The following is an 11,973-nucleotide window of genomic DNA, read 5'->3' as shown; positions in this document are numbered from 1 at the left end:
CTTACTTTACGACAGTGGATACTGCTTAACCTTGCTCCGGTACTCGGTTGGAGACTGGCCGCAGAAGCGTTTGAATTGACGTGAGAAGTATAAAGCATCTGTTAATCCGACAGAAGCAGCCACTTGCTCAACCGACAGTTCAGGACGCTCGCGCAGCAGTTGACGTGATTTGTCGATCCGTAGCTTAAGCAGATAGGTGACGGGGGAGACGCCCGTTTCCTTTTTGAATATTCGTGATAGGTAGGCACGATTATAGCCAAGTCCTTCAGACATTTGCTCAATGGAAACAGGGTGTGCATACTGGGTGGACATATATTGGACCATTTGTTTGACTGTGCGTCGAATTTGCGAATCGGCTCCGGACGGATCAGCCCAGTCACTCAGGTAATTGCTTGCTTCTCCCATAATCAGGTACAAATAGCCTAATGCTGAAAGGTGAGAGCTAGATTTTCTGCTGTAAAAGGCCAATTGCATTTGCTCCAGATAACCGGGAATGGGACTTTGATCGGCAGCATGGAAAACAGGTTGATGTACACGCAGTCCTGCCTCCTGCACGACTTGCTCGGTATGGTGTCCAGTAAAGGCAGACCAACGATAACGCCACGGCTCCTCTTCATCAGAGGTATAGCTCACCAGTTGACCTGGATGAATAAGGAAAAAATCGTTTTTTTTAAGTTGATATGTGTGCTGTTCTGTTCGAAAGATGCCTTTGCCTGACTCCACAAAGTGAAGCAGATAATAATCATAGATTTTCGGTCCCACAGCATGACCAGATTTGGTTTGGCTCTCTCCTGCAAAAAGCACATGTAGCGGGCTATTTTCATAAAAAACCGGATTAGATGCGACAGCATAACTATATGAATACGCTTGCAAAATAGGGTCATCCTTCCTGCATTTGTGAATAGTTTAGTAGATGCGTTATACTTACATTGTACATATCCAAGTCACATTTATCCATAGCTTAAACACATGGATGCATTACATTGTGTGACGCTTTCATTTATACTGAACTCATAAGAGATGTCAACCTGATTAAGATATTACAGGGAATTCAGGGAGGCTTTTACTAACGGTGAATGAGGTGGATGCGGATATGAACTCTACTGAATTAAAGAAACATTTTATTGAAAAATATGGTGAAAGCAGCAATGAACTGCTGATATTTCATGCACCTGGGCGTGTTAACCTCATTGGAGAGCATATCGACTATAATGGTGGTTATGTACTCCCGGCTGCGCTGGAATTTGGTACGACGCTGATCCTTCGTGCACGCAATGATGATCAAATTCATTTTGCTTCCACAAATCTGTCGTATGAAGTGTCGATTCCCCGCACAGAGATAGGTAAAAGCAAAACGGATGAGTGGGTGGACTATCCGGTGGGTGTGCTGGTGGAGTTGGCTGAAAAGGGAGTTTATCCGTCTAGCGGGTACGACCTGCTCTATCATGGAGAAATCCCGAACGGAGCCGGATTATCTTCCTCAGCCTCGATTGAGGTCGTGACAGGCTACGCGTTTCTGACTACCGAAAAGCAAAAAACCGACACAGTCGAAATTGCTTTGTTATCCCAGCGGGCTGAAAACAATTACGTGGGTGTCAATTGCGGCATCATGGACCAGTTCGCTGTAGCGAACGGAGCGGCTGATCATGCAATCCTGCTGATGTGCGATACGCTGGAGTACCGTAGAGTGCCATTCCGCACTGGGGCTTACAAGCTCGTGATCGGTAATACAAACAAACGCCGCGGATTGGTGGATTCAGCCTATAACGAGCGTCGCAGTCAATGTGCCGAAGCACTGTCCATTTTGCAGCAGCAGGAGCCGTCACTAGAGTATCTCGCACAACTGGATGAAGCTCGGTTTGGAGAGCTTCAACATCATATTGCAGATGAAACCGTGCGCCGCCGGGCACAGCATGTGGTGGAGGAAAACGCTCGTGTGCTGGCCTCAGTCGATGCTCTCGCAGCGAATGAACTTGCAGATTTCGGTCAGTTGATGAACGCCTCGCATGATTCATTACGCGACTTGTATGAAGTCAGCTGTACTGAGCTTGATGTCATGGTCGAAGAAGCACGACGCATTCCCGGCACGCTGGGCGCTCGTATGACAGGGGCTGGGTTTGGAGGCTGTACGGTTTCATTGGTTCATGAGGACGATGTGGAACGTTTTGTGAAGGAAGTTGGAGAAGCTTATCAGACCCGTACAGGGCTGGAAGCCAGCTTTTATGTATGCAAGGCAGGGGACGGAGTTAAAGAACTAAAGGAGGATGAATAACATGGCCATTTTAGTCACAGGCGGAGCTGGATATATCGGTTCACATACCGTAGCAGAATTGTTGGATCTTGGAGAAGAAGTTGTTGTATTGGACAATTTGCAAACCGGACACAAAGGAGCATTGCTTGGAGGCAAGTTGTATGAAGGGGATTTGAGGGATAAAGAACTGCTGTCCAAACTGTTCTCTGAAAACAATATTGACGCCGTTATTCATTTTGCAGCCAACTCGCTGGTTGGGGAAAGTATGCAAAATCCAGGTAAATATTATGACAACAACGTATTTGGCACGTTGAGCTTGCTGGAGGCGATGAAAGATGCCGGCGTAAGCAAAATTGTATTTTCCTCTACTGCGGCTACTTACGGCGAACCGGAAAAGGTGCCAATTGAAGAAGGCGATCGTACAGAGCCAACCAACGTGTATGGTGAAACAAAGCTGATGATGGAGCGCATGATGTCCTGGTTTGATAAAGTATTAGGCATCAAATATGTGTCTTTACGGTATTTTAATGCCGCTGGTGCACATGAGAGCGGCAAAATCGGTGAAGATCACCGACCAGAAAGCCATCTGATCCCATTGGTGCTCCAGACAGCATTGAAACAGCGTTCGCATATCGCTGTGTTTGGTGAGGATTATGCCACACCGGACGGAACGTGTGTCCGTGATTACATTCATGTAAGTGATCTGGCGGATGCTCATGTGCGTGCAGTAAATTACTTGCGTGAGGGCAATGAGAGCAACGTGTTCAACCTGGGCAACGGACAGGGCTTCTCGGTGAAGGAAGTGATTGAAACGGCACGCAAGGTCACTGGGCTCGACATTCCAGTTATTGTTGAACCTCGCCGGACAGGCGATCCAGCGATATTGGTAGCATCTTCTGACAAGGCCCGTTCGGTGCTGGGCTGGAGCCCAAAACGTACTCAACTGGAGGATATTATTAGCGGAGCATGGGGATGGCATCAGTCGCACCCTCAAGGCTACGGCGACGAATAGACGGGAGACGATGACATATGAGCGAGCGCCAATCCGTAGATAAAGACCAAAACCAGGAACTTTCCCGGCATCTGGTCTATGACATCGACGAAGCTGTACAGCAATCGGCTCTATATGCGGTGGAACAACTGGTTGCATTCGCACAAAAGAGGGGCTTGATCGGTTCGCAAGATACAGATTATAGTCGTAATCTGCTATTAGAGCAGTTCGGGTTTTCGGAACCTTACTCTGGTGGGGAAGCAGGGGGCATGATTGCCCCCGAAGCTCTCCAGCCTGTGCTTAATGTATTGATCGATTATGGTTTTACTATTGGGCTTATCCCTGAAAACACGGATACGTATCGTGATTTGCTGGATTCCAAAATCATGGGATTGCTTATGGCGAGACCGTCTGAAGTTATCCGTAACTTTCATCAAACGGAGGCAGAACATGGCATAGAGGCGGCTACAGATGCTTTTTATCAATTATCCATCAATTCGAACTACATTCGTATGGATCGGGTAGCCAGCAATGTGTATTGGAATCAAGCAACACCTTATGGGGATATGGAAATTACGATTAATTTGTCCAAGCCAGAAAAAAGTCCCAAGGAAATTGCCATGGCGAAGCTTTTGCCGCCGCCTGTTTACCCCAAATGTCAATTGTGCCGTGAAAACGTTGGATATGCCGGAAGGGTAAATCATCCATCCCGTCAAAATTTGCGTATCATACCGGTCGAATTGAATGGGGAACCGTGGTTCTTTCAATATTCACCCTATGTGTATTACAACGAGCATTGCATTGTATTCCATCATGATCATGTACCGATGAAGCTTACAAAGGATACGCTGCGGCGGTTGTTGGCCTTTACGAAAGCGTTTCCGCACTATTTCATTGGCTCTAACGCGGATCTGCCCATTGTCGGTGGGTCGATCCTGACTCACGATCATTTTCAGGGTGGTCGTCATACATTCCCAATTGAAAAAGCGGGTGTGAACGGCGTATACCATAATAAAGCATTTCCGCAGGTTACGGCGGGGATTGTGAATTGGCCGATGTCGGTCATTCGTTTCACGTCAACAGATGCCGAGGCACTATTGGAGGCGGGAAATGCTGCTTTTGAAGCTTGGAAGGCGTATAGTGATCCAGAGGTAGACGTTCTCTCTCATACCGAATCGGAGGGGGAAACGATTCCGCATAATACAGTAACGCCGATTGTACGCCGGGATTCCGAAGGAAGATATCAGATGGATCTCGTACTGCGCAACAACCGAACGAGTGAAGAGTACCCGGAAGGTATTTTTCATCCCCATCGCGAGATGCATCATATCAAGAAGGAAAATATCGGTCTGATCGAAGTGATGGGACTTGCCATCCTACCAGGACGACTCAAAGATGAGCTGGATGAAATTGCTGATATTTTGTGTGGGAACGATGAATTGGCCGTGGCCATGCAGCAAGAAGGTCATCCACTGTTTAAGCATGCAGACTGGATTTACCAGTTGAATACCCGGTTCGGTCGTCTGTCTGACAAGGAGACGGCTGTTCGTACCGTACAAAATGAGGTTGGACTGAAATTCAGTGAAATTTTGGAGCATGCAGGAGTGTATAAACGGAATCCATCCGGTCAGCAGGCGTTTGGCCGCTTTATGAAGCACTTGGGATATAGCTTGGGAGAATAATGTAGCCTAGACTGCACATAATACAATACGAGAACCCTCCCAAGATGTGAATGTAACCATACTCCTTAAGGAGTATGGTTTTTTTTCTGAAATGAATGCAATTTGTTTCCTGTAACCGTAAAGGTTATAATAGAGTAGTTTCTTAACATTAAACTTTAAAAATATTGGAGGCGAGCGTTTGCGATGAAAGCATTCGAATTTTATAATCCTACACAATTGATCTTCGGTAAAGGACAATTGGAGGCTCTCAAGCGTGAAGTTCCTAAATACGGAAAACGTGTTTTGCTTGTATATGGCGGCGGCAGTATTAAGCGCAGCGGTTTGTATGATAATGTAATAAAATTGCTTAGTGAAATCGGTGCAGAGGTAACCGAACTGGCTGGTGTAGAACCAAATCCTCGCTTGTCTACAGTACATAAAGGCGTTGAATTGTGCAAAACCAATCAAATCGACCTTGTACTGGCTGTAGGCGGTGGCAGTGTACTGGATTGCTCCAAAGCTATTGCTGTTGGTGCAAAATATGATGGCGATATGTGGGATTTTGCGGAGCGTAAAGCAACTCCACAAGCAGCCTTGCCATTAGGTACGGTTTTGACTATGGCAGCAACCGGTTCTGAAATGAATGCAGGTTCTGTTATTACAAACGAAAAAACACAGGAAAAATTGGGATGGGGTAGCGTACATGCGTTTCCTGCCTTCTCCATTCTTGATCCGGTGAACACATACTCTCTGCCCAAGAATCAAACTGTTTACGGAATTGTGGATATGATGTCACATACGCTGGAGCATTATTTCCATTTGGAATCCAATACTCCGGTTCAACTGGGCTGGTGTGAAACGATTTTGCGTACGGTGATAGATGCGGCTCCAGGACTGGTCAACGATCTGGAAAACTATGAGCTGCGTGAAACGATTATGTATTGTGGTACGATGGCACTGAACGGTTTCTTGAACATGGGGCTGACAGGTGACTGGGCTACTCATAATATTGAGCATGCTGTGTCTGCTGTTTATGATATCCCACACGGTGGGGGACTGGCTATTTTGTTCCCGAACTGGATGAAACACAATCTGCATGTGAAGCCTGAACGCTTCAAGCAACTGGCAGTGAATGTGTTCCATGTAAACCCAGAAGGCAAGAGTGATGAAGAAGTAGCGTTGGAAGGTATTCAGGCGTTGCGTGATTTCTGGAACTCGATTGGTGCGCCAAGCCGTCTGGCTGATTACGATATTGATGCGTCCAAAATTGACGTAATGGCTGATAAAGCTGTGAAATTTGGAGCTTTTGGTGGCTTTAACAAGCTCAATCGCGATGATGTAGTTGATATTTACAAAGCATCCCTGTAAACGATCTTCGAGGCTTTGTGGGCACGTTTGTACGTCATTAGACGTACGAACGTGCTTTTTTGGGTTTAAGTTGAGATATGAGAGGAAAATTTTGAAACTTTTTAAGGTTGAATACGTAAACATAGTTATAGACTGGAAACCAGGCTGAAAAGGTACATGGAAGGAGGAGTCGTATGGAAACCTTATTTTGGTGGTTGTTGGCAGGGGGCGCAATCTTTACTGTGGTCAGTGTGTTGATCGGGGATGTACTCGGTAGCTGGCTGGATGGGGCATTAGAGCTGCCGGGCCTTGATTGGTTCAGACCTGTCGTTCTGCTTGGGGCTTTGACTGCTTTTGGCGGGGCTGGGGTACTACTTACAAAGTATACCGGGCTGACTATGGGCTGGGTCGTTGTGCTAGCTTTAGGGATTGCATTTGTGATTGGAGTGCTAGTATTTTTTGCATTTATCAAGCCCATGGCCAATTCAGAGGTATCCAGCGGCTTCTCGATGCGTGAACTGACTGGCAGAATCGGTGAGGTCACCATTCCTGTACCTGAGGTTGGTTACGGGGAAGTTATGATCCGCTTGGGTGCAGGCAACACCATACATACAGCATCGAGCTTTGATCACAAACCGCTAGCTGCGGGAACCCGTATCGTCGTGGTTGAGGTCGCAGAGGGCGTCGTCCGCGTAGCGTACCTGGACACATAGACGGCGCATTCGCTTAACTTGAAGGGAGCGTGATCGGGAGTGTCAAATTTGCAAGATATTGTGTTGGTCCCTGGAATTGTTGTCATTGTTATCGTCATATTAGGGATCGCTTTTTGGGCCCGTTACAAAACGGTAGGACCGGATGAAGGAATGATTGTGACCGGTTCTTTTCTGGGGAATAAAAACATTTCAGAGGATGAATCAGGTCGCAAGATTAAAATTGTACGTGGTGGGGGGGCCTTCATCTGGCCCATTTTCCAGCAGTCCGAATTTATTTCTCTGTTATCTCACAAATTGGACGTAACCACCCCGGAAGTATATACAGAGCAGGGAGTGCCCGTGATTGCGGATGGTGTGGCGATTATCAAGGTCGGCAGTTCCATCGAGGATGTAGCCACAGCAGCTGAACAGTTCATCGGAAAGCCACTGGAAGCTCTTAGAGGAGAGGCTCAGGAAGTGCTGGAGGGACATTTGCGGGCAATCCTCGGTTCCATGACAGTGGAGGAAGTATACCGTAATCGGGATCGGTTTGCGCAGGAAGTGCAAGGCGTGGCTGCTCGCGATCTGAAAAAGATGGGCTTGCAGATCGTCTCCTTCACCATCAAAGATGTACGTGATAAACATGGATATCTGGATGCGCTCGGTAAGCCGAGAATTGCTGCTGTGAAACGGGATGCAGAGATTGCAGAAGCCGAGGCTGTGCGGGATGCCCGAATTCAGAAGGCGCAGGCAGAACAGGAAGGTCAGAAGGCCGAACTGTTGCGGGATACGAATATTGCCGAGGCAGCCAAGGAGAAGGAACTGAAAGTGGCTTCGTTTAAGAAAGAACAGGATACAGCCAGGGCGGAAGCCGATCAGGCCTATCACATTCAGGAGGCCCGTGCCAAGCAGACGGCTGTCGAGGAACAGATGAAGGTCGAGTTGGTACGTAAAGAACGGGAAATTGATATTCAAGCCAAGGAAATACAGGTACGTGAAAAGCAATATGATGCGGAAGTGAAAAAGAAGGCGGAAGCGGATCGATATGCGGTAGAACAAGCGGCGGAAGCCGACAAAGCGCGTAAAATGCGTGAGGCGGAATCGCTGCAATACTCAATTGAAACACAGGCTAAAGCATCAGCAGAACAAAAACGTCTGAACGGGCAAGCAGAAGCGGATGCAGAACGGGCCAAAGGTACGGCAGATGCGGACGTCATCCGTTTGCGTGGTCTCGCGGAAGCCGAGGCCAAGGAAAAACTGGCAGAGGCTTTCCAGAAGTTTGGAGAGGCCGCTGTGCTCGATATTATCGTGAAAATGCTGCCGGATTTGGCTGGACGCATTGCCGAACCGATAGCATCCATTGATAAACTGACTGTTGTGGATACAGGTAAAGGGGAAGGAGCAACGCGTGTCAGCAATTATGTCACAGAGCTGATGGCGACGGCTCCCGAGATGCTTAAAAGTGTATCGGGCATCGATGTAGAGCAGTTGATCAAGGGACTATCCACTGGAAAAAAAGGCATTCATTCCGTCCCCTCCTCCGATGATGCAAACAAGCTGCATCATCCAGCCCTGGTTGAGGTAGCACTAACGGATAAAGAGTAACGATAAGCCTTTGGGGAGTAAAATTTTCAGAACCCAAAAGACCGCTTTTCATCACAGCATTTCCTGGAAATTGTGATGAAAAGCGTTTTCTTTTTATTGACCTTTAGCGGAATATTTGGTACTTTAACGTGGATTCCTCTGAGCTTCATGCTATAATTCTTAGGATCAAGGTTCTGATAAAAGAGGTGCGGATGTGAGCAGCCTAAAAGTGGCCAAAGCGCTGAATAACAATGTGATTATAGGGATGCATCCCGAGCATGATGAGGTTGTCGTGATTGGAAAAGGAATCGGTTTCAATCGCAAACCCGGCGATCTAATGCCGTTGGATTCAGTTGAAAAATTATTTATATTAAAAAGCCATGAAGAGCAGGAGCAATACAAACGATTGCTTCCTGAGCTGGATGAAAAGCTCATTGAGGTCATCGGTGAGGTGCTTCATCTTGTTCAGCTTCAAGCCAAAAAGCCTCTTAATGAGCACATATTGATTGCTTTAACCGACCATATTGCGTTTTCCATTAATCGTCATAAACAGGGGATTACGATTCATAATCCATTCTTGTATGAAACTAGGGAAATATATCCTCAGGAATACAAGATGGCTGAGCAGGCTGTTGATTTAATCAAGGAGAAGATGGGCGTGGATCTGGGAGAAGATGAAATCGGATTCGTAGCTCTGCATATTTATAGCGCGATGACAAACCAGCATATCTCCGAGGTTAGGAAAGATTCTCGTCTAATTGCTGACATGGTTCAGGTTGTCGAGACGACCCTGGATTACCGGATTCCTCTTCAATCCCTTGATTATTCTCGTCTGCTGACTCATCTGAGGTTTGCGATTGAACGTGTACGACGAGGAGAGATTGTGCAGGAGATTTACCGATTGGACAAGCTTTTGAACGAAGAATACCCAGAAATGTATATGCTAGCTTGGAAACTTACGAAGATTATGGAGAAGAGGCTGCGTAAACCGGTGTATCCAGCTGAAGTTAGCTATTTGACGATGCATCTACAGCGTTTGTCTCAACGCAAGGAGCAGGGAGAGCAACAAACAAGATAAAACCCGAATAAAAAAGTATTGCCTCGCATTTAGCGTGGTGCTATAATCAATTCTGCAATGAGGAAGACAACAACTAAACATTTAACGTGTTACTGATTCGATCAGGCATGAGTTGCTTTAAGTTATGATTGTTTACAGCCTACTGGGGTAAGCTATATCCCAAGGTTGTGTTCAAACATACTTAAATCGGCTCATGCCTTTTTTGTTGTTTTACCTCTGTTCTAAATTTCAGAGAAGGATGTGGAAGGTATGTTTAAAAAGCTTTTCGGCGTTTTACAGCGTGTCGGTAAAGCATTAATGCTTCCAGTAGCCATTTTGCCAGCTGCGGGGCTTTTATTGGGTATCGGCAACATGCTGGTCAATCCTGATTTTCTCCAGTACATTCCGGCATTAAATGCGGGCTGGGTTCAATCGGTAGCGACGATCATGATGAATGCCGGACAAATTGTTTTTGATAATCTGGCGCTGTTGTTTGCAGTCGGCGTAGCCGTTGGTCTGGCGGGCGGCGAAGGTGTAGCAGGTTTGGCTGCGATCATCGGTTACCTCGTTATGAACATTACGCTGGGTACAGCCGTGGGTGTCACACCTGGTCTGATTGCTCAAAAGATACCGGGTTATGCGAATGTGTTGGGTATTCCTACACTTCAAACCGGGGTGTTCGGCGGGATCATCATAGGTATCCTGGCCGCTGCTATGTACAACAAATTTTTCAAAATCGAGCTTCCCTCGTACCTGGGCTTTTTCGCGGGTAAGCGCTTTGTTCCAATTGCAACGGCAGTATCTTCACTGATTGTCGGCTTGGCACTGGTTCTGATCTGGCCTCCAGTTCAGCAAGGACTCAATGCAGTATCTCACTTTATGGTCTATTCCAACCCGACCTTGTCGGCGTTCCTGTTCGGTGTTATCGAACGTGCACTGATTCCGTTTGGTCTACACCACATCTGGTACTCACCATTCTGGTTTGAGTTTGGTGAATATGTTAACAAAGCAGGTCAAACCGTTCACGGTGACCAGCAGATCTTCTTTAGTCAGCTTCGCGACGGCGTAGCACTGACAGCAAGTACGTTCCAAGTAGGTAAGTTCCCATTCATGATGTTCGGATTACCAGCAGCAGCACTTGCGATGTATCATGAAGCAAGACCGGAACACAAAAAATATGTAGCAGGTATCATGGGTTCAGCTGCATTGACTTCGTTCCTGACAGGTATTACGGAGCCACTGGAGTTTTCCTTCCTGTTCGTAGCTCCATTGCTGTTCGCAGTACACTGTGTATTTGCAGGTTTGTCATTTATGACGATGCAAATTTTGAATGTTAAAATCGGTATGACGTTCTCTGGTGGATTTATTGACTTCCTGATTTTCGGGATTATTCCAACCCGTACGCCATGGTGGTATGTAATTATCGTCGGTCTGATTTTGGCGGTTATTTACTACTTCGGTTTCCGATTCATCATACGGAAGTTCAACTTGAAAACACCAGGACGTGAAGAAGCTACAGAAAATGTGGATGGTGCAGCAAGCGGTAGCAGTGATGAGCTTCCACATAACATTTTGGCTGCCTTCGGTGGATCATCCAATATCAAGCATCTGGATGCATGTATTACACGTCTTCGGATCGAAGTTAATGAGAAGTCAAACGTGGATAAAGCTCGTCTGAAACAACTGGGCGCATCGGGTGTCCTTGAAGTGGGTAACAATGTACAGGCGATCTTCGGTACTCGTTCCGATACAATTAAAACTCAAATGGCTGATATCATGGCAGGACGTACACCTGCACCTGCTCCTTCAGAGCCAGCTCCACAGGAGGAAAAGGAAGCCGGAGAACAAAAGCAAACGATTGTTGTAGAAGATATCGTAATGCCAGTTAACGGTGAATTGGTTGATATCTCGACCGTTCCCGATCCGGTCTTTGCAGAACGCATGACAGGTGATGGCTTTGCGGTAGTGCCAAATGATGGAACCATTGTTTCCCCTGTCTATGGTAAAGTATTCAATGTATTCCCAAGCAAGCATGCGGTGGGTATTCAATCCGATGGTGGTAAAGAAGTGCTTGTTCATATCGGGGTAAATACAGTGAAGCTTAAAGGCCAAGGATTTGACGTTTTGGTGAACGAAGGCGATCTTGTGTCAGCAGGTCAGCCTATCATGAAAGTAGACCTGGAATATGTAAAGGCCAACGCTAAATCCATCATTTCACCTGTCATTTTCACCAACCTTCCAGAAGGTTCTTCGGTAACTTTAAACAAAACTGGAGTATTGAAGGCTGGCGAAGATGGTATAATTACGATAAAATAAACTCTATGTGTTTCGGTTTAGTTGATTAGGCGGCTTAGGCCGCCTGGTCTTCTGTCCGGTATACTGCGTGTAAA

Annotated in this window: 9 protein-coding genes; 8 read left to right on the top strand and 1 reads right to left on the bottom strand. The window is 46.7% G+C overall.

Going from position 1 to position 11,973, the window contains the following annotated elements; translation table 11 throughout:
• Nucleotides 1–6 precede the first annotated feature (6 nt).
• Entirely contained in the window at nucleotides 7–873 is an 867-nt protein-coding gene (locus ACQQ6X_RS00290) for an AraC family transcriptional regulator (RefSeq protein WP_149033977.1), read from the bottom strand.
• A gap of 220 nt (nucleotides 874–1,093) precedes the next feature.
• On the opposite strand from ACQQ6X_RS00290, the gene ACQQ6X_RS00285 reads away from it, so the two are divergent.
• The 8 genes from ACQQ6X_RS00285 to ptsG all read left to right on the top strand — a co-directional run bounded on the left by ACQQ6X_RS00285 (nucleotide 1,094) and on the right by ptsG (nucleotide 11,899).
• Nucleotides 1,094–2,272, top strand: coding sequence for a galactokinase (locus tag ACQQ6X_RS00285; RefSeq protein WP_305167633.1), 1,179 nt, complete (start codon nucleotides 1,094–1,096; stop codon nucleotides 2,270–2,272).
• 1 nt (nucleotide 2,273) lies between these two features.
• Nucleotides 2,274–3,263, top strand: coding sequence for a UDP-glucose 4-epimerase GalE (galE, locus tag ACQQ6X_RS00280; RefSeq protein ID WP_305167576.1), 990 nt, complete (start codon nucleotides 2,274–2,276; stop codon nucleotides 3,261–3,263).
• A gap of 17 nt (nucleotides 3,264–3,280) precedes the next feature.
• Nucleotides 3,281–4,924 carry a UDP-glucose--hexose-1-phosphate uridylyltransferase gene (locus tag ACQQ6X_RS00275; protein WP_305167575.1) on the top strand — a complete coding sequence of 548 codons (1,644 nt, stop codon included), beginning with the start codon at nucleotides 3,281–3,283 and terminating at the stop codon, nucleotides 4,922–4,924.
• Between the two features lie 183 nt (nucleotides 4,925–5,107).
• On the top strand, nucleotides 5,108–6,271 hold the full coding sequence (locus tag ACQQ6X_RS00270) for an iron-containing alcohol dehydrogenase (protein ID WP_305167574.1): 1,164 nt from the start codon (nucleotides 5,108–5,110) through the stop codon (nucleotides 6,269–6,271).
• 173 nt (nucleotides 6,272–6,444) lie between these two features.
• Nucleotides 6,445–6,963: a protease gene (locus ACQQ6X_RS00265; protein ID WP_305167573.1), complete on the top strand. Its 519-nt coding sequence runs from the start codon at nucleotides 6,445–6,447 to the stop codon at nucleotides 6,961–6,963.
• Between the two features lie 48 nt (nucleotides 6,964–7,011).
• On the top strand, nucleotides 7,012–8,547 hold the full coding sequence (locus ACQQ6X_RS00260) for a flotillin family protein (RefSeq protein WP_305167632.1): 1,536 nt from the start codon (nucleotides 7,012–7,014) through the stop codon (nucleotides 8,545–8,547).
• A 193-nt stretch (nucleotides 8,548–8,740) separates the two neighbouring features.
• Nucleotides 8,741–9,604 carry a glucose PTS transporter transcription antiterminator GlcT gene (gene glcT / locus ACQQ6X_RS00255; RefSeq protein WP_305167571.1) on the top strand — a complete coding sequence of 288 codons (864 nt, stop codon included), beginning with the start codon at nucleotides 8,741–8,743 and terminating at the stop codon, nucleotides 9,602–9,604.
• Nucleotides 9,605–9,853: 249 nt separating this feature from the next.
• On the top strand, nucleotides 9,854–11,899 hold the full coding sequence (gene ptsG / locus ACQQ6X_RS00250; RefSeq protein WP_305167570.1) for a glucose-specific PTS transporter subunit IIBC: 2,046 nt from the start codon (nucleotides 9,854–9,856) through the stop codon (nucleotides 11,897–11,899).
• Nucleotides 11,900–11,973 lie beyond the last annotated feature (74 nt).

Source organism: Paenibacillus ottowii, assembly GCF_050516475.1.
Classification (GTDB): Bacteria; Bacillota; Bacilli; order Paenibacillales; family Paenibacillaceae; genus Paenibacillus; species Paenibacillus ottowii.
The sequence above is the reverse complement of the archived record's forward strand: the minus strand, read 5'-3'. Positions and strand labels throughout refer to the sequence as shown.

Coding starts and splice junctions, on each gene's coding strand:
- galE (WP_305167576.1), top strand. CDS start 2,274: ATGGCCATTTTAGTCACAGGCGGAGCTGGATATATCGGTTCACATACC.
- ACQQ6X_RS00285 (WP_305167633.1), top strand. CDS start 1,094: ATGAACTCTACTGAATTAAAGAAACATTTTATTGAAAAATATGGTGAA.
- ptsG (WP_305167570.1), top strand. CDS start 9,854: ATGTTTAAAAAGCTTTTCGGCGTTTTACAGCGTGTCGGTAAAGCATTA.
- ACQQ6X_RS00270 (WP_305167574.1), top strand. CDS start 5,108: ATGAAAGCATTCGAATTTTATAATCCTACACAATTGATCTTCGGTAAA.
- ACQQ6X_RS00275 (WP_305167575.1), top strand. CDS start 3,281: ATGAGCGAGCGCCAATCCGTAGATAAAGACCAAAACCAGGAACTTTCC.
- ACQQ6X_RS00265 (WP_305167573.1), top strand. CDS start 6,445: ATGGAAACCTTATTTTGGTGGTTGTTGGCAGGGGGCGCAATCTTTACT.